We start from the raw sequence: 24,685 nt of genomic DNA, 5'->3' as shown, positions 1-24,685 counted from the left end.
AGATCCGCCGGCAGAGAGGACCCCCTTCCGTGGCCGTTCGCGTCGCGGTCGTCGACCCGTTGCCGATGTTCCGGCACGGCGTCACAGCAGTCCTGTCCGCCGCCGGGCATGCGGTCGATCTACCGGACGATCTGGTGGCGTGGGCGTCACGACGCAGCTCCGCCCTGGTGTTGCTGACCCTGGCCCATGAAGCGGATTGGCGTCTTCTCGCTCGCCTGGGTGAAGTGCCCACACCACCGGCTGTTATCGCACTGATCGACGGTGTCCCGGCGGCCCAGGGCTCCAGGGCTATCCGCAGCGGCGCCCGCTCGGTTCTACCGCGTGGCGCGGTCGCGCCACTACTGCGGCGAACCGTCGAGGCCACGCTCGACGGGCAGTCGGTGATGCCGACGGGGGTGATGACCGCCGTACTAGGCGCGGCCGCCGACACAACACCCTTGCCGACGGCCGGCGCGGTTTGGCTTCGCGAGCTCGCCGCAGGCACGACGGTGGCCCAGCTCGCCCTACAGAGCGGCTATTCGGAGCGAGCCATGTTCCGCCTGCTGCGAGCGCTATACAAGCAGATGGGAGCCAGCAGCCGGGTGGAGGCGATCATGCGGGCTCGGGAATGGGGCTGGCTTTAGTCGTCCTCGAGCCGGGCAATAACTGGCGCGAGCTGCCCGGGAGGCGTACCTGAGGCATCGAGGGTCTGTAGGAGGAACCGCAGCCGAGCCGTCAGCCCGCGAGCTGCGGCATGGACTCGACCCTGGCCACTGCCATTGATGGCCGCAATTGCCGTTTCGAGCGTATCGCGCCGCTCGAGCAGACGACCGGAACGCGCGAAGGCTTCGAAGCCTCGTGTGGAGATAGCATCGGGATCTTCCTTCAGGCGCTCCGTCGTCGAGGTGAGTAGCCGGTCGAACCACGCCGAGGCGGCAGCGGGTTCTGTGAGCCGAGTGGTTAGCGCCAGTAGGGCTAGGACGGCCAGCGGCGGCTGCGGCCTACGGTAGTGGTAGGCCCGCCTGATCTGCCGCGCTGCCTCGAAAAAGTCGCCCTGCCTCAGATACGCGACGCACAACGTAGTGCGGGCCCGACGCAGGATCGATGCGTTCTCCAAGCGCAGTGCTAGGTCAACGGCACCGTGGGCGAGGCGCACCGCCTCGTCGACGGATCCGCCCTCGAGGTTCGCGCCCAGCACCAGATCGGCTTCGCTCTCGATGCAGGCTGCAATGAGCGCGTCCTCGTTACGCTCGCTGGCCATCTCCCTTGCCGCGGCAAGCCAGGTCCAGGCGGTGTCGAGGTCGCCACGTTCGGCGTCCCAGCGCACCAGTCGCAAGATGACCGTGAGTCGCCGGTCGTCGGCGATCCCAGGCAGATCCAACGCGGCTCGGGCGTGGGCGACGGCGGCGTCGTAGTCGCCCTGCCGGCGGCGGCAATACGCCAAGCCCTCAAGCGCTCCGGCGAGCCCCGCCTGGTCGCCCGTGGCAAGCGCCTCCTGGCGGGCGTACGTGAACTCCGCCTCGGCGCGTCCTGTCCGATTCGCGGCGAGATTCAGCAGGCCGAGGTTATTGTGCAGTGCGATCGCGTCAGAGGCCCGGCCATCTTGATGCGCAAGCTTCAGAGCGCTGCCGTAGACCCCGTCGGCCTCCTCGAGCCGTCCCGTTGCGAAGTAGATGCTCGCGATGGCGTTCTCGTTGGAAAGCCTATCCTCGATATGTTCGAGCGCGCCGCGGACCGACAATCGCTGTTCAAGGAGTAGGTAGCTGCAATTCCACACGCGCAGCAAATCGTCGATCTCGGCGATCACGGCGTGCGCCGCAACGAGTTCGTCCGCAGCGATCAGCACCTCGACTTCCGCGAAGGGAATCCTCAGGTCCTCGAGATTGCGGGGTGCGACTTCACGCAGGTCATAGAGCGTGTTCGCCGCCCGGACCAGAAGTCTTCGCTTCTCGGTGACCGGCATGCGGGAAAGGATGATCCAGGCGTCAGCAGGTGGCAGATGAACGTCGTCGTTGTGGGCGCTACGAAGAACTCTCACCTGCAGGAGATACCTCACCGCCCGGGCGACCTTCTCCCGCGACCACTTGTCGGCGAGCAGTTCCACAACCGCGTGCAACGGTACGTGGGTACCAAACGCCGCGACAGCATGGAGTACGTCACGTCGCCAATCGTCGACGTTTTCAACCAGCAGTCCGGTGATGTGCGACGCCACCGCCGCCTCGACGCCACGTGGTAGGCCGTCCACGAGGCTCTGAAGATCGATCGAGCTGCCACAGACGATCGCGCAGACAAGCTCGCCCAACCGCGGATTGCCCTGCAAACGCTGCCACAGCTTTCGCTGCTGCTCATCCGGCAATGCGTCGAGCTCAAGCATCCCGTTGTAGTCCCGAGTACGCAGGAAGGCCAGGAACTGTTGCGGCTCGACTCGGCCGACCACGATGGGCTCGTCGATCTCCGGCCACCCAAAACCGGACGGTGAGACCGGGTCCTGCTGTGTCGCGAGAACGATCGAGATCCGGCGATCAGGCTCGTCGCTGAGCAGCGCGAACGCCTCGTCAAGATCCCGGTCGACCAGCACCCGGCTGTGCGGATCCAGGAGGCTCTCCGCGGAGTCGACCGCCACCACCACCGGTGGGCCGGCAAAGTCGTCGAGCACGGCCTCGAGCCGCACTAGTGACGACCTGCCCGCCGCCGGCATTCCCGGTACCGGCTCGCCGCCGATCAGGTCGATGAGAGTGCGCACGTCCAGCCGGCGACCCCGCGACGCGAGGTATTTTCGAATGTGCACGCTGCGCTCCATGACGTCGCCGCTCTGGAGCGCCTGAAGCGTCACGTCGAGCAAGTTCGTCTTGCCCATGCCCGGGCGGCCCCGAACCAGGATCATGCCGAAGGGACCGGTGGCCAGACGAGTTCGCAGCCTGCGGTGCTGATCCTCACGTCCGAGCAGATCTGCTGCGGCGACGCCCAGGTCACTGGACTGGCCAGCCCTCTGACCGTCGGGAACCTGTTGTCGCGCGGACGCGCTCGCAGCGGCGAAACGGGCCGGAGCGGGCGCGTGATCGTACTCAGAAAGAAGGCGCGCAGCGGCGGCGGCCGCCAGTTCGAAGCACCACTGTTTGGCCTCCTGCTCGAGCTCCTGCGCCCTATCCAGGGAGCCATCACCCACATGGAGCTTGCGTCCCAGGTGAACCAAGGCCGCGCCGACGAGGCCGACCAGGCACTGCGGTTGCCACGAATCACCCAGGCCGCTGCCCGAGAGACCGGCGCCGACAGCCTCGTGGATCGCACGGCTGATATCAAGGAATTCGCTGATCCGCCGGGAGTGGTCACCATGAGGATTCACCATGGCATTGATGTACTCGCGCCCGCGGTTGCGCACCTCGGCGAAGTCATCCAGCGCCAACGCCACGAGCAGGTGCATCGGATCGTTGGCCAGCGGCGCGTCGTCGGCGAAGTGGTCGTAATCGATCAGCCAGAACTCAGCGGCAGACTCCGGATGGGCCCGCTGCAAGATGTTGCGGGCGCTCAGATCCCCGTGGGCCTTACCGATCTGCACATCCAGGACCAGGTCGGCGTGTGCACCGTACAGGAACGACCTCGGATCGTCGCGGAGCGGTCTTGATGGCGTCCACGCACGTACGCCTTGCGCCCTCCCGGCAACGATGGCCGCCACGACCTGTCCGACGGACCGGTTCCGCACCTTGATGCCCGAGTGGTTCCACTCGGCGATCACCGAACGGACGACGGCACCGCAGCGCTGGTGAAAGTCGCGGTGATCTCGCAACTTCGCCAGCGCCTGGTACTCGGAGAGCTTGTCCCCGGCGACACGCATGAACACGACAAGTTTGCCGCCCGGGAGTGGCAGAGGCGTCTCCTCCGTCTCCGCCAGATGTTCTTTACAAAACGCTTCCTGCTCGTACCATCCCTGGGCCAGCCGGTCAGCGCGATCCGCCGAGGCGCAGAACTTCAGAACGACCTGGTCGTCGTTGCCACGTCTCTTCTGACGCAGAACGCGGGCCACCGGGCTTCCGCTCCGCCCGGAGCCGAACCACTCCTTGAAGACCACGTTGTAGGACTGACCACGGAGCGCCTGCGCGAGTTCGTCGACACATGCCCGACCGTCCTCGTCCAGGCCCTCCTTCCACCGCTCCGGTTCGACGAGTTCTCCCCACACGCTCGCCTCCCCCTGTCCCACTAACGCAGTGTTGCCAACTTATGCGCCGAGCGTGATCAACTGAATAGGCTCAAGGCCCGATCCCCTCGGAGGAACACACGATGCCTGATCAGCTGTCAGACACCGCCAAGGCCCGAAAAGACCTTCTCTGGGGGATGTACGCCGATCTACGGCTGCATTCCCGGCACGCAGAGACTCTCCGCTCCAACGTGGTCAACTTCTCGATCGTCATCGCTTCGTTGCTGATCGCGGCAATCTCGGCCGACGGGCACATATGGCGGTCGGACCTCGCGCTGTGCCTTGGCGTTGTGAGTGTGGGTCTGCTCGGTCTCGGATTCGCCGCGTCGTACACCGAGCTGCACGAGCGCAACCGGCGCCGAGCCATGCGTCTCCGTGACGCTCTCGACGCCGAGTTCCTGTCCGGTCCGGAACCCGACATTGAGGATCTGCTCGAAGAGTCGGACCGCTCGCACGAAGCCGGTCGGCTCTACCGGTGGAGCCGCGCCATCACCGGCAGCACCCAGCGGTTCTGGTTCGCCCTTCCGGTCCTGGTGCTCGTCTCCGGCGTGACACTAACGGCGGTGGCGGCATAGACCTCGACGGCCAGGCCGGGACCAGCGCGGATCGACTCGAAGCGTGTCTGTCACCGGCCCTACTACAGCCAATGCAGGTGCCTCCCACCCGAAACTGGATGGGAGGCACCTGTTGTATGCCTTCAGTTGGATGTCAGCCAGTGATTCCTCTTAGGAGTTACTCACGCTCAGCTGCAACCGCTGGTGGAGCCGCAGCCCTCGCAGACGTAGCAGCTACCGGCGGGGCGCATCTTCGTACCGCAGGTGAAGCAGAGCGGCGCGTCGGCGGCCTTGCCGATCACGGCCTCCAGCAGTTCGGTGCTGGAACCCACACTCGGCGCCGGCTTGGCGGCGGCCACGTCGGCCATCTCCTGGGCCGGCTGGGCGACAGCCTCCGGCTTGGCCGGGGTCTCCACCGGCGCGGACGACGCCATTGCGGTGAGCTCGGCGCCGGTGACGGCGGCGGCCTCCGCGTCGGCCTCGGCCCGCAGCTGCGCGGCCCGCTCCGAGGCGGTGAAGATGCCCAGCTCGGCACGGCGCTCGTAGGGCAGGAAGTCCAGCGCCAGGCGACGGAAGATGTAGTCCATCACCGAGGCCGCCATCCGCACGTCCGGGTCGTCGGTCATGCCGGCCGGCTCGAAGCGCATGTTGGTGAACTTGCTGACGAACGTCTCCAGCGGCACGCCGTACTGCAGGCCGATGCTGATGGCCACCGAGAAGGCGTCCATCACGCCGGCCAGGGTCGAGCCCTGCTTGGACATCTTGAGGAAGACCTCGCCGAGGCCGTCGTCCGGGTAGGACGACGCGGTCAGGTAACCCTCGGCGCCACCGACGGAGAAGCTGACCGTCTCGGACGGGCGCTTCTTCGGCAGGCGCTTACGCACCGGCCGGTACTCGATGACCTTCTCGACCGCGGCCGGCGCGGCCGGTGCGGTCTCGACGGCGGCCGGCGCGGTGACCCTGTTGGACTTGGCCACCGAGAGCGGCTGGCCGACCTTGCAGTTGTCCCGGTAGATCGCCAGCGCCTTGAGGCCGAGCTTCCAGCCCTCGAAGTAGATCTTCTCGACGTCCTCGACGGTGGCCGCCTCCGGCATGTTCACCGTCTTGGAGATGGCGCCGGAGACGAACGGCTGGATGGCCGCCATCATCCGCACGTGGCCCATCGGGGCGATCGTCCGCTCCCCCATGGCGCAGTCGAAGACCGGGTAGTGCTCCGGCTTGAGGCCCGGGGCGTCCACCACGTGGCCGTGGTCGGCGATGTGCTCGATGATCGCCTCGACCTGCTCCTCGGGGTAGCCGAGGCTGCGCAGCGCGCGCGGCACCGTCTGGTTGACGATCTGCATCGAGCCGCCGCCGACCAGCTTCTTGAACTTGACAAGCGCCAGGTCCGGCTCCACGCCGGTCGTGTCGCAGTCCATCATGAAGCCGATGGTGCCGGTCGGGGCGAGGACGCTGGCCTGGGCGTTGCGCCAACCGAACTTGTCGCCGATCTTGTTGCCCTGGGTCCACTGCCTGGTCGCCTCGCGGACGATCGCGGTGGCCACCGGGCTGGTCGGCTTGATCTCGTCGTTGGCGGCGGCGTGCTTGCGCATGACCCGCTTGTGCGGCTCGGCGTTGCGGGCGTAGCCGTCGTACGGGCCGACGACGCCGGCCAACTCGGCGGAGCGGCGGTACGCGGTGCCGGTCATCAGGGACGTGATCGACGCGGCGACCGAGCGGCCCTGCTCCGAGTCGTACGGCAGGCCGGTGGCCATCAGCAGGGCGCCGAGGTTGGCGTAGCCGATGCCGAGCTGCCGGTAGGCGCGGGAGGTCTCCCCGATCTTCTCGGTCGGGAAGTCCGCGAAGCAGATCGAGATGTCCATCGCGGTGATGACGAACTCGACGGACTTGACGAACTTCTCCACCTCGAAGCCACCGTCGGCGCGGAGGAACTTCATCAGGTTGAGCGAGGCAAGGTTGCACGAGGAGTTGTCCAGGTGCAGGTATTCCGAGCACGGGTTCGACGCGGTGATCCGCCCGGTCTCCGGGCAGGTGTGCCAGTCGTTGATCGTGTCGTCGTACTGCAGACCGGGGTCGGCGCACTCCCAGGCCGCCTGGGAGATGGAACGGAACAGGTTCTTGGCGTCGACGGTCTCGATCACCGAACCGTCCAGCCGGGCGCGCAGGTCGAAGCCCTTGTCGTTCTCCACCGCCGACATGAACTCGTCGGAGACCCGGACCGAGTTGTTGGCGTTCTGGTACTGCACGCTGACGATGTCGGAGCCGCCGAGGTCCATGTCGAAGCCGGCGTCCCGCAGCGCGCGGATCTTGTCCTCCTCGCGCGCCTTCGTGACCACGAACTCCTGGATGTCCGGGTGGTCCACGTCGATGATGACCATCTTGGCCGCCCGCCGGGTCGCGCCGCCGGACTTGATGGTGCCGGCGGAGGCGTCCGCGCCGCGCATGAAGCTGACCGGGCCGGAGGCGTTGCCGCCGGAGGAGAGCAGCTCCTTCGACGAGCGGATCCGCGACAGGTTGACCCCGGAGCCGGAGCCGCCCTTGAAGATCAGCCCCTCCTCCTTGTACCAGTCGAGGATGGAGTCCATCGAGTCGTCGACGGCCAAGATGAAGCAGGCGCTGACCTGCTGCGGCGACGGCGTGCCGACGTTGAACCACACCGGCGAGTTGAAGCTGAACACCTGGTGCAGCAGCATCCAGGTCAGCTCGTGGTCGAAGATCTCGGCGTCCGCCGGGCTGGCGAAGTAGCCGTACTCCTCACCGGCGGTGCGGTAGGTGGTGACCACCCGGTCGATCAGCTGCTTGAGCGACCACTCGCGCTCCGGGGTCCCCACCGCTCCCCGGAAGTACTTGGTGGTGACGATGTTCGCCGCGTTGACGCTCCACGACTGCGGGAACTCGACCCCCCGCTGCTCGAAGTTGATCGAGCCGTCCCGCCAGTTCGTCATCACGACGTCGCGGCGCTCCCACGCGACGTCGTCGTACGGGTGGACCCCCTCGGTCGTCCACACCCGCTCGATTTTCAGCCCCGCGCCTGCCTTGCTCCGTGAACGGCTAGTTGTCACGCCGTCGCCCCCCTCGTCTGCGCGGTCACCCACCGCGCGTCCTGATCTTTCGAATAACAGTGAAGTCAATTGGTACGGCCGGCGGCCTCGACCGCGTCGGCCCGGCCCTGCTCCCGGGCTCGCGCCACGGCCCGCAACGTGTCGATCTCGCGCTCGAAGTCGGCGAGCGAGTCGAACGAGCGGTAGACGCTGGCGAACCGCAGGTAGGCGATCTCGTCCAGGTCGCGCAGCGGACCCAGGATCGCCAGGCCCACGTCGTGACTGGGGATCTCGGCGGCCCCCTTGGCCCGGACGGTCTCCTCCACCCGCTGCGCGAGCAGCGCGAGGGAGTCGTCGTCCACCGGCCGGCCCTGGCACGCCTTGCGCACCCCGCCGATGATCTTCGTCCGGCTGAACGGCTCGGTCACCCCGCTGCGCTTGACGACCGCGAGAACCGCCTCCTCGACGGTGGTGAACCGCTTGCCGCACTCCGGGCAGGACCGCCGCCGTCGAATGAGCTGGCCGTCGTCGGCCTCCCGCGAGTCGACCACCCGGGAGTCAGCGTGCCGGCAGTACGGACACCGCATCGCCCACCTCCTTGATAATGATCAACTGCAACCCGGACCGAGCACCCCCGGGCACGACTCACCACGACGGTGCCATCCGCGGATGACGCCCGCCGTGATTGACGTTACGGGAGTGCGGTCGGTAGTCGGACCCAACCTGTGGGCAACTTACGCCCGTGTCACTACTACATGTAGGGGTCGACCGTATGTCGCCGGGGAAGCCGGGTCAAGTTCGCCGGCGTGTCCGGCGCGTCACGGACCATCTGGTCATCCACGACCGCCAGCACGTCCAGAAACCCCAACGTCGAGACTCCTCCCGGGTTACCGACCGGGCGGCCGGATCGGCCCGGAAAACGGCCGAGGATCGAACACCAGTACTACTCGACGTACCATTTATCAGAACATCCGTACGACGGGAGCGGTTTTTCACCCCGACACGCCGGTGAGAGGTCGTACAGATGTTTGAAAATGACCGATCTCACCTATACGGTCATGAACAACGTGGCACCACCGCACGCACCACGAGCCGACGAGGCACCCAGCGCCGACCAGGGAGGACGGACGTGACCGAGGAACGGGCCAGCCGGCCGAAGAGCCCGCAGCAGATCACCGAGGCGGGCCCCCCGGCCACCCGACGCCGCACCGCCGCGCGCAGCCGGACGGGTCAGCCCGCCGTACGCCCGGTCACCCCGGTCGTCAGCGCCTTCCCCGACCCGGCGACTGTCGACCTGACCGCCCGCCAGCGGCGCATCCTGGAGTTCATCCGCAACTGGGTGGAACGGCACGGCTACCCGCCCAGCGTCCGGGAGATCGGCGAGGCGGTCGGCCTGGTGTCGCCGTCGAGCGTCGCCTACCAGCTCAAGGAGCTGGAAAAGAAGGGCTTCCTGCGCCGCGACCCCAACCGGCCACGTGCCGTGGACGTGCGCGCCCCCAGCGAGGCCATCGACGACGAGCTGTCCCGGGCACAACGACCGACCCCGGCGTACGTGCCGATGCTCGGTCGGATCGCCGCCGGTGGGCCGATCCTCGCCGAGCAGGCCGTGGAGGACATCTTCCCGCTGCCCCGCGAGCTCGTGGGCGAGGGCGAGGTCTTCATGCTCCAGGTCAAGGGCGACTCGATGCTCGACGCGGCGATCTGCGACGGCGACTGGGTGGTCGTCCGGCAGCAGCCGACCGCCGACTCGGGCGAGATCGTGGCCGCCATGCTGGATGGCGAGGCGACGGTCAAGACCTACCGGCGGCGCGACGGGCACGTCTGGCTGATGCCACAGAACCCGGCCTTCGACCCGATCCCCGGAGACGACGCGACCATCATGGGCCGGGTCGTGGCGGTGTTGCGCCGCATCTGACCGATCGGCGGGTGAGTGCTCACGAGCGCTCACCCGCGTCGGTTGCCCGGTGCTGGCCCGTCAGTTGTTGGGGGCTGGCCCCGTCAGTTGTTGAAGGCTGGCCCGTCAGTAGCGGTCGCCGCGGGGGCCGCGACCGCCCCCGGGATACTGCCCGTACGGGTCGATGGGCTCGTCGTCGTCACGGCGACGGCCTGGCCGCTGGCCCCGGGGGTCGGATTCCTGCCTTCCGCGCCCGGGCGGCTCCGCGCGACCCGTGCCGGTGTGGCCACCGTCACCGCCGTACACACCGCTGACGGGACGAGCACCCCCGCCCGGCGGGACACCACCGGCACCCTGCGGACGGCCACCGCCACCCACCGGAGGACGACCGCCCCCTTGAGGGCGACCACCACCCGCCGGAGGACGAGCAGCGCCACCCGCCGGAGGACGAGCGCCGCCGTACACACCAGCGGCGCCGCCGTCCGGTCGTGCCGCACCGTAGCCACCGTCGGCCGCGGTCGGTCGACCACCGCCGTACACGGCACCACCCGCCGGAGGCGGGCCACCGCGACCGGCAGGGCCACCGCGGCCCGTACCACCTGCCGGAGGCGGGCCACCGCGACCGGTGCCGCCGCCGTAGGCGCTCGCCGGCGCCCCGCCACCGTAGACACCGCCCGTACGGTCACCCACCGCTGGCGAACCGTCGACGGCCCGGCGCGCGCGTGGGTTGAGCGGCTCGCCGTCCGGATCCGACGTCTCTGCCGCGTCGGCGGCCGGCAGCCGTCGGCGGGCCCGGACGATGCCGACGATGCCGGCAGCGACCAGCAGCAGGCCGATCACCCCGACCGCGCCGACCAGATAGGTGATGTCGTCGAAGTCCAGTCCGGCGGCCCAGGATGTCGAGGTCGCCTGCTTGACGTTCCCCGCCCCCGCCGCGACTGGCACCGCGGTCGACGTGGACGGTGCATAGCTGAGGATGTCGAGGGGCTCGTCCTCGCCGAACCGGAACGCGTCGGAGACGGTCAGGAACGACTTGCCGTCCGTGGAGTAGCTGATGGCCTCGCCGAACGGGTCCGCCAGCGCCGTCACCCGGGGCTTGCCGGTGGTGAGCGCGCCGACGATGTCACCGCCGCTCACGTCGTACTCGAAGGCGTCCGCGTAGGTGCGCAGGACCACCCGGGAGCCGTCCGGCGAGCGGGCCGCGCCGGTGATGGCGATCCGGCCGAACGTGTTGAGCGGGTTCTCCGTCTGGGTCTTCGGCAGGGTGATCTCGCCGACCTTACGCATCGGTACCGAATCGGCCTCGCCGTTGCGCAGCGCTGCCGTCGGCGCGTAGATCTCGGCCTTGCCGCTGGTGACCTTCGTGATCACGAGCGGTTTTCCGTCGTCACCGATGAGCAGTGCCTCGGCGTCGTGCGGCTTGCCCTCCGGGTAGGAAATCCGGTGCGGCGTCGGCTGCCTCGCGCCGGTGACCGGCATCGACCAGAGCGCGACGCGCGTGCGGCGCTCCTTCGCGTCGGCGTTGTCACCGGTGTCGGCGATCCAGAGGGTCTCACCGTCCTTGGAGAGGGCGAGATCCTCGGTGTCGACCGGGCCCTGCCCCGGGTAACGGACCGGCTCCTTCGAGACCTTGCACCTGGTGTCGAGGAAGAAGATCCGCTCGCGCGCCGTGAGATCGGTGCTGTCGTTGATGACGACGTAGCCACTCTTGGTCGCGACCAGACCGGACAGCTCCCGCAGCCGCTCGTCGACGATCGCGCACCGCTTCTGGCCGGCGGTGACGGCGGGCGGCTCGGACGACCCGGGGCCGGGAGCCGCTGCGGCGACTCCGGCGAGCGCCACGGTTGCCCCGAACAGGCCGAGGGCAACCGTGACCGAGGAAACAACGCGGCGCATTCGGCCAGTGTCGCATGCCACGCGTTTCCGACGGATGACACCGTGGCCGCTCAGGAGCGGCTGCCCGCCGCCTGTCCCTGTCGCTCGACGTCGAACGGTGCCAGTTCCGCGGCGAGGTCCGCGGCGACGCGGACATGCAGCAGGGTGCCCTCCGGCAGGTGCGCCGTGCTGAGCACCTCGCCCGTGCGGTGCACCCGGGCGACCAGGTCACCGCGGTCGTACGGCAGCACGGCCCGGACCTCCACGGCCGGTCGCGGCAGCCGGTCCTCGATCGCCGCGCGCAGCTCGTCCATGCCCCGCCCGGAGTGCGCGGAGACGAAGATCGCGTCCGGCCAGAGCCGCTTGAGCCGCAGCAGCGAGTCCTCGTCGGCCGCGTCGGTCTTGTTGACCACCAGCAACTCGGGAAGCCGCTCCGCGCTCACCTCGGCGAGCACCGTGTGGACCGCCCGGACCTGCTCCTCGGGAACCGGGTGGGTGCCGTCCACGACGTGCACCACCAGATCCGCCTCCGCGACCTCCTCCAGCGTCGAACGGAACGCCTCGACGATCTGGTGCGGCAGGTGCCTGACGAAACCGACGGTGTCGGTGAGGGTGTAGATCCGGCCGTCCGCGGCGGTCGCCTTCCGGGTGGTCGGGTCCAGTGTCGCGAACAGCGCGTCCTCGACAAGTACGCCCGCGTCGGTCAACCGGTTGAGCAGGCTGGACTTACCGGCGTTGGTGTAGCCGGCGATGGCCACGGCGGGAACGGAGTTGCGGTTGCGTCGGGCGCGCTTCGTGACGCGTACCGTGCGCATGTTCTTGATCTCGCGGCGCAGCCGGGAGATGCGGTGCCGAATCCGCCTCCGGTCGGTCTCCAGCTTGGTCTCACCGGGACCACGCACACCCACGCCGCCGCCGGCGCCGCCGCCACGGCCGGAACCACCGGTCTGCCGGGAGAGCGTCTCACCCCAACCGCGCAGCCGGGGCAGCAGGTATTCGAGCTGGGCCAACTCGACCTGGGCCTTACCTTCCTTGCTCTTCGCGTGCTGGGCGAAGATGTCGAGGATCAGCGCGGTCCGGTCGACGACCTTGACCTTGGTGCGCTGCTCCAGGTTGCGCAGCTGCGACGGGGACAGCTCACCGTCACAGATGACCGTGTCGGCACCGCTGGACAGCACCACCGCGCTGAGGTCTTCGACCTTGCCGCGGCCGATGTACGTGGCCGGGTCGGGTCGGCTGCGACGCTGGATGAGCCCTTCGAGCACCTGCGAACCGGCGGTCTCGGCCAGCAGGGCGAGCTCGGTGAGCGAGTTTTCCGCGTCCGCCGCCGTGCCCTCGGTCCAGACGCCCACCAGGACGACCCGCTCCAGCCGCAGCTGGCGGTATTCCACCTCGGTGACGTCGGTGAGCTCGGTTGACAGGCCCGGGACGCGTCGGAGGGACTGTCGCTCCGACAGATCCATCTCGCCGGTGGTGACGTCGTCGAGCTCGTCCTCGACGGGGACAAAGCTCTCCTGGTCTCGCAAGCGGGTCTCCTGTCCGTTTTGATAAGTGGAACGTAATCCTGACATGACACAACGCCGAACGCACCTGCTATATGCCCATGCTCCAGGTCGCGAAAAGTGGGGGCGAATGCTGGTCGGCTGCAACAACCCGGTAGAAATGCGGGCGGCGGCCGACCGGCCGCACAGCCGTGACGGAGGGATCCCGTGGCCATCACCCGACTGCCGAGCGCCGGATTTTCGATCACCATCCGGATCGCCGTAACCGCGGACGCGTCCTCGATCGGCCGGCTCACCACCTCCGTCGGCGAGGCCGGCGCGATCGTCACGGCGTTGGACGTGGTGGACTCCGACCCGACGAACGTGATCGTCGACCTGACCTGCGACACCGCCGACGCCGGCCACGCCGACCAGGTGGTCGACGCGCTGACCGCGCTGGACGGCGTGGACGTGCGCAAGGTGTCGGACCGGACGTTCCTCCTGCACCTCGGCGGCAAGATCGAGGTGACGTCGAAGGTCGCGCTGCGCAACCGCGACGAGCTGTCCCGGGCGTACACCCCGGGGGTCGCCCGGGTCTGCATGGCGATCGCCGAGAACCCGTCGGACGCCCGCCGACTGACCATCAAGCGCAACACCGTCGCGGTGGTCAGCGACGGCTCGGCGGTGCTCGGCCTGGGCAACCTGGGTCCGGCCGCCTCGCTGCCGGTGATGGAGGGCAAGGCGGCACTGTTCAAGCGCTTCGGCGGGGTGGACGCCTGGCCGGTGGTGCTGGACACCCAGGACACCGACGAGATCGTGCAGATCGTGAAGGCGATCGCGCCGGCGTACGGCGGGATCAACCTGGAGGACATCGCCGCGCCGCGCTGCTTCGAGATCGAGGCCCGGCTGCGCGAGGCGCTGGACATCCCGGTGTTCCACGACGACCAGCACGGCACCGCGATCTGCGTGCTGGCCGCGCTGACCAACGCGCTGCGGGTGGTCGGCAAGCAGCTGGAGGACGTCCGGGTGGTCGTCTCCGGGGCCGGCGCGGCCGGCACCGCGATCATGAAGCTGCTGCTGCGCCAGGGCGTCGGCGACATCATCGCGTACGACCGCCAGGGCGCCCTGCACCGCGGGCTGACCGGGCTCAACTCGGCGTGGCAGTGGCTGGCGGACAACACCAACAAGGAGAACTACTCGGGCGACCTGCCGGGTGCGATCCGGGGTGCCGACGTGTTCATCGGCGTGAGCGCGCCGAACCTGCTCACCGGGGACGACATCGCCCAGATGGCCAAGGACTCGATCGTCTTCGCGCTCGCCAACCCGGACCCGGAGGTCGACCCGCGGGAGGCACGCAAGCACGCCGCCGTGGTCGCCACCGGCCGCTCGGACCAGCCGAACCAGATCAACAACGTGCTCGCCTTCCCCGGAGTGTTCCGCGGGATGCTCGACGCGCACGCCGAGGAGTTCACCGAGGAGATGGCGATCGCGGCCGCCCGGGCCATCGCCGACGTGGTGGGCGAAGACAAGATCAACCCGACGGTGATCGTGCCGAGCGTCTTCGACTCCCGGGTCGCCCCGGCGGTCGCCGCCGCCGTTCGCGCCGCCGCGCACAACCCCAGCCCGCTGCCGGCAGCCGACCCGGGTCCCGCCGACCTCCCCGAGATCGCGGCGAACGCCAGCGCCACCCCGTAACACCCGACCTTGGTGATCAAGAGGTTCGCGTCAGGAACCGCGCCGTTCCTGACGCGAACCTCTTGGTCATTGCGCGGAAGCGTGCGGCGGTGTGGAGGTCGCGAAGTCGGCGGCTCGGTCGGCGACCACGTCCGGGTGGCTCAGCGGCAGGTCGTGACCCGCGCCGGGGACGACCTCCGACCGGGCGCCCAACGGGCTGGGCTCCAGCGTGCTCGGCGGTCAAGGCGACGGCGCGAGCGCGCTGGCGATCCTGACCTACCACCTCGACCGGCTGTTCACACCGCCAGTGCGGGCAGGCTGATCTCGCCGCTCGCCACCAGGACGGCGGGGCCGGACAGCCAGCAGGAGGTCTCCGTGACGGTGACCGTCACCCGACCGCCGGGCACGTCCACGGCGATCACTCCGGTGTCCCGGCCGAGGTCACGCAGGGCCACCGCGCCCACCGCGCAGGCACCGGTGCCGCAGGACAGGGTCTCGGCGCTGCCACGCTCGTACACCCGCATCAGAATGTGTGCGTCAGTGTCGTCGACCGGGTCACCCGCCACGATGAACTCCACGTTCACCCCGCTCGGGAAGAACTCCGGGTCGAACCCGGGCGCGGTGGTCAGGTCCAGCGCGGACAGCTCCACGCCGGCCGGCAGCACGCAGACCAGGTGTGGGTTGCCGATGTCCACGGCGGTGCCGGCCAGGGTCAGCCCGCCCAAGGTGGCGGTCGAACCGTCGTACACCCGGGGTCGGCGCATCTCGACGGACACGGCGTCGCCCTCGACCAGCGCGCGCACGACGCCGGCCCGGGTGGCCACCGGCAGGGCCGCTCCGGCGGGCGTCGCCAACCCGGTGTCGAGCAGGTAGCGCACGAAGACCCGGGCACCGTTGCCGCACATCTCGGCGAACGAGCCGTCGGCGTTCCAGTAGTCCATGAACCACTCGGCCTCGCCGGCCAGCCCGGCGCCGTCCGGATGCTTGGCCGCCCGGACCACCCGCAGCACGCCGTCCGCGCCGATGCCCCGCCGCCGGTCGCAGAGCGCCGCGACCAGCTCCGGGGTCAGGTCGAGCTGACCGTCCGGGTCGGGAAGGAGGACGAAGTCGTTGCCGGTGCCGTGGCCCTTGGTGAACTCCACGCCCTATTATCGCGTCTCGGCCGGCATCAGACGCAGCGCGGCCCCGATCAGGTCCGGCGCGGCCGAGTCCAGCCAGTGGATCCGCTGGTCGCGGCGGAACCAGGACCGCTGCCGGCGGACGAAACGCCGGGTGGCGCGGACCGTATCCTCGTGCGCCTGCGCCTCGGTCAGCTCACCGGCGAACAGGCGCAGCACCTGCTGGTAGCCCAGCGCTCGACTCGCCGTCCGCCCCTCGGGCAGCCCGCGTGCGACCAGCTCCCGGGTCTCCGGTACCAGACCGTCGGCCCACATCCGGTCGACCCGCAGGCTGATCCGCTCGTCCAGCACCCCCGTGTCCAGGTCGACGCCGAGCTGCACGGACGGGTAGTACGGCGTGGGTTGCGGCAGCGACGCGGTGAACGGCGCGCCGGTGAGCTCGATCACCTCCAGGGCCCGCACGATGCGCCGGCCGTTGCCGGGCAGGATGCCCCCGGCGGCGACCGGGTCGGCGGCGCGCAGTCGCGCGTACAGGGGGGCCGGGCCGACCTCGGCCAACTCCCGTTCCAGCCGCTCCCGCAGCGCCGCGTCGGTCCCGGGGAACTCGAAACGCTCCAGCACCGCCCGCACGTACAGCCCGGACCCACCGACCAGCAGCGGCACCCGCCCCCGCGACAGGATGTCGTCCACCGCCGCGCGGGCCAGCCGCTGGTACTCCGCGACGCTCGCCGGCTCGGTGACCTCCCAGATGTCCAACAGGTGGTGCGGCACGCCGTCCCGCTCGGCGGCGGTCAGCTTGGCGGTGCCGATGTCCATGCCCCGGTAGAGCTGCATCGAGTCGGCGTTGACCACCTCACCGTCCAGCGCGTGCGCCAACGCGATACTCAGCGCCGACTTGCCCGCCGCGGTCGGGCCGACCACCGCGACGACAGTGCCCCCCGCGTCGCCACTCACATCCGCGTCGCCAGTCACATCCGCGTCGCCACTCACATCCGCTCCCACGACGCCACGAAGTAGGCCACCCCGTAGGGGGCGGAATCGTGCAGCAGCTCACCACGCCACCCTCCGCCGGCCGCCCGGGCCGCGCCGGCCAGCACCTGCCAGGGCGCCCGGCCGGCGGCCTTCAGCTCCGCCGACACCACTGGGTCGAGGCCGAGCAGGGCGTCCAGGTCCGCCTCGGCCAGAGCCGTGGCAACCCCCTTGTCGTACGCGCTGGCGCGCGGGTCGTCGTACCCGGGAGCCTTCTCGCCCCGGCAGGCCGACCCGTCTCCGAGCACCAGCAACGCCACCCGGTCCCCCGCGGCGCCGACCTCGTCCGCGAGCGCGGCCAGCTCGGCCGGGCCGGCGTCGGCGGCCACCTGCACGGCGGACACCGACTCCCGCGGGTCGTGCTCCCGCGCGTCGTGCTCCCGCGCGTCGTGCTCCCGCGCGTCGTGCCGCGACAGCAACCACGCGCCGATGGTCAGGCTCAACGGCAGCACCGCGCCTCGGTCCGGCTGACCGGGGACCAGCGGCACGTCCAGGTCGACACCCCACGGCTGGAGGGAACCGGTGGCCGGGGAGTCGATCAGGCCGGTGACCGGGCCGGTGCCGAGCAGCACCACGGTGTCCGGGTCGACGGCCAGCAACCGGCGTACGGCCACGTCGCAGGACGCCCGCAGACCGTCCAACTCCGGAGCCGCGGCGCCGGCCACCTCGGGCACGAGCAGGGGCGGATGTGGGCAGACTGCAGCGGCGACCAGTGGCACCCTTTCACCGTAGCGGGAATCGTCGGTGCGTCTCCGCGCCGATCCGGTCATTCGGCCCCTAGGACACCGTATGGTCACGGTCGGCGATAGGCGCTCGACGCGGACCGGGTTGGACCTGTGACAATGCCGGAAGCAACTTGGCTGCGCCGTGGCGGCGACGGGGGATCGATCCCTCGACGCCGGGAGAACGAGGATGGGCACATGAGCGACTGGACTGCCTTCGGACGGGTGGACGCGGACGGCACCGTGTACGTCAAGACGACCGAGGGCGAGCGGGTTGTCGGATCCTGGCAGGCGGGAGCACCGGAGGAGGGCCTGGCACACTTCGCGCGCCGCTTCGCCGATCTGGTGACCGAGGTGGACCTGACCGAAGCGCGTCTCAAGTCGGGTGCGGCCGACGCCGGGCACTCGGTGAGCACGATCCGGCGGATCCGTGCCACGCTGCCCGAGGCCAACGTGGTCGGCGACATCGACGCACTGGCCGCTCGCCTCGACAAGCTGGCCACTCTCGCCGAGGAGAAGGCCGGCGAGGCGCGCGCCGCCCGGGAGGCCGCTCGCGGCGAGGCCCTGGCACGCAAGACCGCCCTTGTGGAGGAGGCCGAGAAGCTGGCCGCCGAGTCCACCGGTTGGAAGACCGCCGGGGACCGGCTCAAGGAGATCCTCGACGAGTGGAAAACCATTCGTGGGGTCGACAAGAAGGCCGACGGTGAGCTGTGGAAGCGTTTCGCCGCCGCCCGGGACGGTTTCACCCGTCGCCGGGGCGCCCACTTCGCGTCCCTGGACTCCCAGCGCAAGCAGGCGCAGACGGTCAAGGAGGAACTGGTCGCCGAGGCGGAGAAGCTCTCGGAATCCACCGACTGGGCCGCGACCGCCAACCAGCTCAAGGAGCTGATGACCCAGTGGAAGGCCGCGCCGCGCGCTTCCAAGGAGGCCGAGCAGAAGCTCTGGGAACGGTTCCGGGGCGCGCAGGACGCCTTCTTCAGCCGGCGCAGTGAGGTCTTCTCCGCCCGGGACAACGAGCAGCGCGGCAACCTGGAGCGCAAGCAGGCCCTGCTCGCCGAGGCCGAGGCGTTGGACATCGACGCCGACCCGAAGGGCGCCCAGGCCAAGCTGCGGGAGATCCAGGCACAGTGGCACGAGGCCGGCCGGGTGCCCCGCGAGGCGGCCACCGGGCTGGAACGCCGACTGCGCGTCATCGACGACAAGGTCCGCGACGTGATGGACTCGGCGTGGCGCCGCACCACCAAGGAGGACAACCCCCTGCTCGCGCAGATGCGGGCGCAGGTGGCCGAGGCCGAGGAGCGGCTGGCCCGGGCCCAGAGCGCCGGCGACGCGCGCCGGATCAAGGACGCCGAGCAGGCGCTCGCCGCCAAGCGGCAGTTCCTCCAGCTCGCCGAGCAGGCCGGCTGAGCTGACGTTTTCCGGGAGCCCCCGGCCCCTCGACGGGACCGGGGGCTTCCGCGTGTCCGCCTCCACGCCCTCGCCTCACGCGCCCCGGGGTCCCCGCGCCCCGCGCCCCGCGCCCCGCGCCCCGCGCCCCGCGCCCCGCGCCCCGCGCCCCGCGCCCCGCGCCAGGATCTACGCAACTTCCCGGATGTTGCTGCCTCCGAGGCGCGAGAGGCACCAACATCCGCGATCTTGGGCGGATCTTGACACGAACCTGGTGCTTGCGGAACAAGATCGGGGCCTAGAGGGCCACCAGACGTCAAGGTCACGCTCGATCCAGGATGTAGTGGCATCCGAGCGCCCGGAGACCACTACATCCATGTTCTAGCGCGATCTTGCAGGGGCGCGCGGCGCAGGACGGGCGGCGGGGCGCGGGGCGGCGCGGCGCGGGGCGGCGCGGCGCGGGGCGGCGCGGCGCGGGGCGGCGCGGCGCGGGGCGGCGCGGCGCGGGGCGGGGCGGCGCGGCGGGGCGGCGCGGCGGGGCGCGGACGGGGGCGCGGCGCAGAACGGGCGGCGCGGGGCGGCGCGGGGCGGCGCGGGGCGGCGCGGGGGCGCAGGTTGACGCATCGAGGCTGGCTGATCAGAATGAGCGACGGAGCCAGGTAGGGCCACCGGCACGAGGGCGACGAGGGCGGAACATCCGCCGTCGAGGGTCGTCGGTGAGCTGCCGCGAGTGACCACGTCCGCGTGACATGGGCCGTCGCGCACTGTCCGCGTACCCGAAATGGGTCCGTGACGTGCGGACGGCCGCCCGCCGACGTCGTCATCGGACGGCGTCGGACCTCCGAAGTGGAGCTCGAATGTTCCGTCCCAAGGCTCTCGGCGGCGCGCTGACCGCGCTCGCCACCGTCGCGGCTGGCGTGTTCTTCGCCACCGCCGTCAGCACCAGCCCGGCCGTCGCCGCTGGCACCGGCTCCGGTTACCTGCACACCAACGGCAATCAGATCGTGGACAGCACCGGTGCCACGGTCCGGTTGACCGGCATCAACTGGTTCGGCATGGAGACCGACAACAAGACCTTTCACGGGCTGTGGTCGAACAACCCGTGGCGGGGGCAGCTCGACACGATGGCCCGGCTGGGTTACAACACGTTGCGGGTGCCGTACTCGAACGACGCGCTGAAGCCGGGCGCGACCGCCAGTGGGATCAACGACTTCGTCAACCCGGACCTGATCGGGCTGTCGCCGTTGCAGATCCTGGACAAGGTGATCGATTACGCCGGCAGCAAGGGAATGCGAATCATCCTGGACCGGCACCGGCCGACGTCGGCCGGGCAGTCGCCGTTGTGGTACACGTCGACGGTCTCCGAGGCGACCTGGATCAACGACTGGAAGATGCTCGCCCAGCGGTACGCGGGCAACCCGACGGTGATCGGCGCGGACCTGCACAACGAGCCGCACGCCGAGGGCACCAACCCGGCGGCCACCGGCGCGTGCTGGGGCTGTGGCGACACCACCCGGGACTGGCGGCTCGCCGCCGAGCGGGCCGGCAACGCGATCCTCGGTGTCCAGCCCAACTGGCTGATCTTCGTGGAGGGGGTGAGCTGCCCGAGCGGTGGCCTCTCCAACGTCTGGGACGGCGACACCAGCAACGACGAGGACTGCGGTTGGTGGGGCGGCAACCTGTCGAAGGCGGGTCAGTTCCCGGTACGGCTGAGCGTGGCCAACCGGCTGGTCTACTCGCCGCACGAGTACGCCACCTCGGTGTACCGGCAGACCTGGTTCGACGCCCCGGACTACCCGGCGAACATGCCGGCGATCTGGGACAAGTACTGGGGTTACCTCTACAAGCAGAACATTGCTCCGATCATGATGGGTGAGTTCGGTAGCACTCTGGTCGACCCGAAGGACAAGGTGTGGCTGGAGAAGTTGATGGCGTACACCGGGACCGGGGTGACCGGGATGTCCTTCACCTACTGGTCGTGGAACCCCAACTCCGGTGACACGGGCGGCATCGCGCTTGACGACTGGACGAACGTCAACACCACCAAGCAGGCGATCCTCCAGCCGTACCTGATCGCACCGTCGGGTGGCGGACCCACCGGCGGGCCGACGGGCGGACCTACCGGCGGGCCGACGGGCGGGCCGACGACCCCGCCGCCGGGTGCCTGCACGGCCACCTATCGGCAGGTCAACGCCTGGCAGGGCGGCTTCCAGGGTGAGTTGACCGTGAAGAACACCGGCACCGCCGCGGTCAACCCGTGGTCGGTCACCTGGACCTGGCCGTCCGGGGTGACGCTGGGTAGCGGCTGGAACGCCACCGTCTCCCAGTCCGGCACGACGGTCACTGCCGCTGCGCCCAGTCACGCGCCGTCCCTGGCGGCGGGAGGGTCGGTCACCGTGGGCTTCACCGCCAACGGCACCGCCAGCGCCCCGGGTGCCGTGAAGCTCAACGGCGCCGGCTGCTGAACCGCTGGGACGGCCGATGCGGTGCGCATCGGCCGTCCCAGCCATTTACATTCACATGCTTCTATGTTTTTATCGAGAAAGCGTTTGCCTTCGTAGAGGTGGTCGCGAGCGCGGGAGCCGCTTTCCTTCACGTCATCGCACTGGCGGGCCACTGGTCCGGGCACGATTCGCCGCCCACGGGCATGGGTGTCGCGACGGTCCCGTCCGCCTCCTCGAAAGGAAGCAGCATGCGCACACCACAGCGTCGAATGACGCTGCTCGCCGCCACCGCCGCCGCCACCGCCAGCCTCGTCACCGCCGGGCTGCTGACCTCCGTGTCCGCGCAGGCGGCCGCCGGCTGCCGGGTCGCCTACTCGGTCGCCAGCCAGTGGCCGGGCGGGTTCACCGGCAACGTCACGGTCACCAACCTCGGCGACCCGGTCTCCGGTTGGACGCTGCGCTGGTCGTACGGGGCCGGGCAGCAGGTCAGCCAGGCGTGGGGTGCCACCGTCTCGCAGACCGGCGGCCAGGTGTCCACCACCAACGTGGACTACAACGGCAACCTGGCGACCAACGGCAGCGCCTCGTTCGGCTTCAATGCGAGTTGGAACAACGCCAGCAACCCGGATCCGACCAGCTTCACCCTGAACAACGTCGCCTGCACCGGCGGCACCACCACCCCGACCACCCCGACCACGCCGACCAACCCGGGCACACCGACGACCCCGCCGATCCCGAGCGATCCGCCGCCCAGCGTCCCGCCACCGACCGGGCTCGTCGGTTGGGCCACCCAGAACGGCGGCACCACCGGTGGCGGCGGCGCACCGGCCACCACCGTCACCAACGCGTCGGCGCTGACCAGCGCGCTGAACGCGACGGGTGCCGCGGTGATCCGGGTGTCCGGCACAATTTCCTGCTCGGGAATGCTGCGGGTCCGGTCCAACAAGACCATCCTCGGCAACTCCGGCGCCACCATCGCCGGCTGCGGGCTCAACGTCAGCGGTGACCGCAACGTCATCATCCGCAACCTGACCTTCCGGGACTGGAACGACGACGCGATCAACGTGCAGGAGTCGGCCACCAACGTGTGGGTCGACCACAACACCTTCAGCAACGGGTACGACGGCGCGGTCGACATCAAGCGCGGATCGGACTTCGTCACCGTGTCGTGGAACCGGGTCTTCAACCACGACAAGGCCATGCTGCTCGGTCACAGCGACGACAACGGCGCCCAGGACACCGGCCACCTGCGGGTGAGCTACCACCACAACTGGTTCGACGGGAGCAGGCAGCGCAACCCCCGGGTGCGCTTCGGCAACCCGGTGCACGTGTTCAACAACTACTACCGGGCCAACGGCGGCTACGGCGTGGCCTCCACGGAGAACGCCGGCGTGCTCGTCGAGGGCAACTACTTCGAGAACGTCAACGACACGTACCACCTGGGCGAGGCCGACTCCGGGCCGGGCCGGCTGGTCGCCCGGAACAACCACTTCGTCAACTCGCCCGCCGGACAGACCGGCGGCAGCGTGGCCAGCATCCCGTACTCGTACCAACTGGACACCGCGAGCAGCGTCAAGTCCGTCGTGACGGCGGGCGCCGGCGCCGGCCGGATCACCGTCTGACCGAGGAAGGGCCCCTCGACGAGGGGCCCTTCCGTGCGCTCAGTGCGTGGCGCACCCGGCGGTGGGTGCAGCCGCGACCGGCGGTGCGCCGATCGTCGGCAGACCGAGCAACACCCCGGGGGTACGCGGGGAGCGGCCCGCCTCGGCCGCGTCGCCGGCCCGGGTCCGTCGGTGCGCCACCGGCGGTCCGTCGGCGTTGAGGTGGTGCGGAGCGGCGTACGTGATGGCGGTGTGCACGATGTCGCCCGGCCGGATCTGCCCAGCGAGGGACTCCCCACCCGCGGTCTCGGTCGCGAAGTGCACCAGCCGGCCGTCGCGGGCCCGACCGGACATCCGGCCGGTCCGCTCGTCCTTGCGGCCCTCGCCGACGGCGACCAGCACCTCGACGGTCTCCCCGACGAGCCGCCTGTTCTCCGCCCAGGTGATCTCCTCGACGCAGGCGACGAGCCGCTCGTAGCGCTCCTGCACGACCTGCTTGGGTAGCTGATCGTCCATCGTCGCGGCGGGGGTGCCGGGGCGCTTCGAGTACTGGAAGGTGAAGGCCGAGGAGAACCGGGCCTCGCGGACCACGTCCAGGGTGCGCTGGAAGTCGGCCTCGGTCTCGCCGGGGAAGCCGACGATGATGTCGGTGGTGATCGCCGCGTCCGGCATCGCCGCCCGGACCTTCTCGATGATCCCCAGGTAGCGCTCGGAGCGGTAGGACCGGCGCATCGCCTTCAGCACGTCGTCGGAGCCGGACTGCAACGGCATGTGCAGCGAGTGGCAGACGTTCGGCGTCTCGGCCATCGCGGCGATCACGTCGTCGGTGAAGTCCTTCGGGTGCGGGCTGGTGAACCGGACCCGCTCCAACCCGTCGATGTCGCCACAGGCCCGCAAAAGCTTGCCGAAGGCGTACCGGTCGCCGAACTCCACACCGTAGGAGTTGACGTTCTGCCCGAGCAGGGTCACCTCCAGCACGCCCTCGTCGACCAGGGCGCGCACCTCGGAGAGGATGTCGCCGGGACGGCGGTCCTTCTCCTTGCCGCGAAGCGCGGGCACGATGCAGAACGTGCAGGTGTTGTTGCAGCCCACCGAGATCGACACCCAGCCGGCGTAGGTTGACTCGCGGCGGGTGGGCAGCGTGGAGGGGAAGACGTCGAGGGACTCCAGGATCTCCACCTCGGCGGCGGCGTTGTGCCGGGCCCGCTCCAGCAGCACCGGCAACGCACCGATGTTGTGGGTACCGAAGACCACGTCCACCCAGGGCGCCTTGCGGACGATCTCGCCCCGGTCCTTCTGGGCCAGGCAGCCACCGACCGCGATCTGCATCCCCGGGTGCTTGTCCTTCACCGGGCGCAGCCGACCGAGGTTGCCGTAGAGCCGGTTGTCCGCGTTCTCCCGGACGGCGCAGGTGTTGAACACGACGATGTCCGGGGTGTCGTCGGCGGGCACCGCACGTACGTAGCCAGCCTGTTCGAGCAGGCCGGAGATGCGCTCGGAATCGTGGACGTTCATCTGGCAGCCGTACGTCACGACGTTGTAGGTCCTAGCCACCCTCTTGGTGCCCCTTCCCCTCGGGCTACCAGGGTAGCGGCCCATTTGGCAGCCCCCACCCACCGGCATTGACCCGGTGGTCCTTGGTGCGGGTTCAGGGCGGGCAGCACGCTGCCGCCCGGGCCCCGGCTCGGCCACAGC

General features: G+C 69.9%; 16 protein-coding genes. 7 read left to right on the top strand and 9 right to left on the bottom strand.

Features of this window, described 5'->3' with window-relative positions; all coding sequences use genetic code 11:
* Positions 1–29: 29 nt before the first annotated feature.
* Positions 30–623, top strand: a complete 594-nt coding sequence (locus ACFYPM_RS23425) for a DNA-binding response regulator (protein ID WP_387200585.1) — start codon at positions 30–32, stop codon at positions 621–623.
* On the opposite strand, the gene ACFYPM_RS23420 is transcribed toward ACFYPM_RS23425, so the two are convergent.
* A complete protein-coding gene (locus ACFYPM_RS23420) occupies positions 620–4,153 on the bottom strand; it encodes a hypothetical protein (RefSeq protein WP_387200582.1) in 3,534 nt (1,177 codons plus the stop codon). The two genes, ACFYPM_RS23425 and ACFYPM_RS23420, sit on opposite strands and share 4 nt — an antisense overlap.
* Before the next feature lie 101 nt (positions 4,154–4,254).
* Between ACFYPM_RS23420 and ACFYPM_RS23415 the strand changes: the two genes are divergently transcribed.
* Positions 4,255–4,746, top strand: a complete 492-nt coding sequence (locus tag ACFYPM_RS23415) for a hypothetical protein (protein WP_387200578.1) — start codon at positions 4,255–4,257, stop codon at positions 4,744–4,746.
* A gap of 167 nt (positions 4,747–4,913) precedes the next feature.
* Here ACFYPM_RS23415 and ACFYPM_RS23410 read toward each other — a convergent pair whose 3' ends face one another.
* On the bottom strand, positions 4,914–7,820 hold the full coding sequence (locus tag ACFYPM_RS23410; RefSeq protein WP_387200574.1) for a vitamin B12-dependent ribonucleotide reductase: 2,907 nt from the start codon (positions 7,818–7,820) through the stop codon (positions 4,914–4,916).
* Positions 7,821–7,852: 32 nt separating this feature from the next.
* Positions 7,853–8,353: a transcriptional regulator NrdR gene (gene nrdR / locus ACFYPM_RS23405; RefSeq protein WP_387200570.1), complete on the bottom strand. Its 501-nt coding sequence runs from the start codon at positions 8,351–8,353 to the stop codon at positions 7,853–7,855.
* 542 nt (positions 8,354–8,895) lie between these two features.
* Between nrdR and lexA the strand changes: the two genes are divergently transcribed.
* Positions 8,896–9,681: a transcriptional repressor LexA gene (lexA, locus tag ACFYPM_RS23400; protein WP_387200567.1), complete on the top strand. Its 786-nt coding sequence runs from the start codon at positions 8,896–8,898 to the stop codon at positions 9,679–9,681.
* A 105-nt stretch (positions 9,682–9,786) separates the two neighbouring features.
* Here the strand turns inward: lexA and ACFYPM_RS23395 are convergent, their stop codons facing one another.
* A complete protein-coding gene (locus ACFYPM_RS23395) occupies positions 9,787–11,556 on the bottom strand; it encodes a hypothetical protein (RefSeq protein ID WP_387200565.1) in 1,770 nt (589 codons plus the stop codon).
* A gap of 50 nt (positions 11,557–11,606) precedes the next feature.
* Positions 11,607–13,061 (bottom strand): GTPase HflX, encoded by a 1,455-nt coding sequence (gene hflX, locus ACFYPM_RS23390; protein WP_387200562.1) that lies wholly within the window; start codon positions 13,059–13,061, stop codon positions 11,607–11,609.
* Between the two features lie 183 nt (positions 13,062–13,244).
* Between hflX and ACFYPM_RS23385 the strand changes: the two genes are divergently transcribed.
* On the top strand, positions 13,245–14,711 hold the full coding sequence (locus ACFYPM_RS23385; RefSeq protein WP_387200558.1) for an NAD-dependent malic enzyme: 1,467 nt from the start codon (positions 13,245–13,247) through the stop codon (positions 14,709–14,711).
* A gap of 275 nt (positions 14,712–14,986) precedes the next feature.
* Here the strand turns inward: ACFYPM_RS23385 and dapF are convergent, their stop codons facing one another.
* From dapF to ACFYPM_RS23370, 3 genes are read right to left on the bottom strand one after another with little or no spacing between them, the layout of a single operon-like run.
* Positions 14,987–15,832 carry a diaminopimelate epimerase gene (gene dapF / locus ACFYPM_RS23380; protein ID WP_387200555.1) on the bottom strand — a complete coding sequence of 282 codons (846 nt, stop codon included), beginning with the start codon at positions 15,830–15,832 and terminating at the stop codon, positions 14,987–14,989.
* Positions 15,833–15,838: 6 nt separating this feature from the next.
* A complete protein-coding gene (miaA, locus tag ACFYPM_RS23375; protein ID WP_387200553.1) occupies positions 15,839–16,798 on the bottom strand; it encodes a tRNA (adenosine(37)-N6)-dimethylallyltransferase MiaA in 960 nt (319 codons plus the stop codon).
* Positions 16,795–17,607 (bottom strand): class III extradiol dioxygenase subunit B-like domain-containing protein, encoded by an 813-nt coding sequence (locus ACFYPM_RS23370; protein ID WP_387200550.1) that lies wholly within the window; start codon positions 17,605–17,607, stop codon positions 16,795–16,797. The genes miaA and ACFYPM_RS23370 overlap by 4 nt, the downstream gene beginning before the upstream one ends.
* Positions 17,608–17,757: 150 nt before the next feature.
* On the opposite strand from ACFYPM_RS23370, the gene ACFYPM_RS23365 reads away from it, so the two are divergent.
* The 3 genes from ACFYPM_RS23365 (at position 17,758) to ACFYPM_RS23355 (ending at position 23,011) form a co-directional block, all read left to right on the top strand.
* Positions 17,758–18,966 carry a DUF349 domain-containing protein gene (locus ACFYPM_RS23365; protein WP_357247502.1) on the top strand — a complete coding sequence of 403 codons (1,209 nt, stop codon included), beginning with the start codon at positions 17,758–17,760 and terminating at the stop codon, positions 18,964–18,966.
* Between the two features lie 836 nt (positions 18,967–19,802).
* Entirely contained in the window at positions 19,803–21,410 is a 1,608-nt protein-coding gene (locus tag ACFYPM_RS23360; RefSeq protein ID WP_387200545.1) for a cellulase family glycosylhydrolase, read from the top strand.
* Between the two features lie 227 nt (positions 21,411–21,637).
* On the top strand, positions 21,638–23,011 hold the full coding sequence (locus ACFYPM_RS23355) for a cellulose binding domain-containing protein (RefSeq protein WP_387200543.1): 1,374 nt from the start codon (positions 21,638–21,640) through the stop codon (positions 23,009–23,011).
* A 39-nt stretch (positions 23,012–23,050) separates the two neighbouring features.
* On the opposite strand, the gene miaB is transcribed toward ACFYPM_RS23355, so the two are convergent.
* Positions 23,051–24,589 (bottom strand): tRNA (N6-isopentenyl adenosine(37)-C2)-methylthiotransferase MiaB, encoded by a 1,539-nt coding sequence (gene miaB, locus ACFYPM_RS23350; RefSeq protein WP_387200540.1) that lies wholly within the window; start codon positions 24,587–24,589, stop codon positions 23,051–23,053.
* Positions 24,590–24,685 lie beyond the last annotated feature (96 nt).

This window comes from Micromonospora sp. NPDC005203, from assembly GCF_042872705.1.
GTDB lineage: Bacteria > Actinomycetota > Actinomycetes > Mycobacteriales > Micromonosporaceae > Micromonospora.
This window is presented reverse-complemented; position numbering and strand designations above follow the sequence as displayed.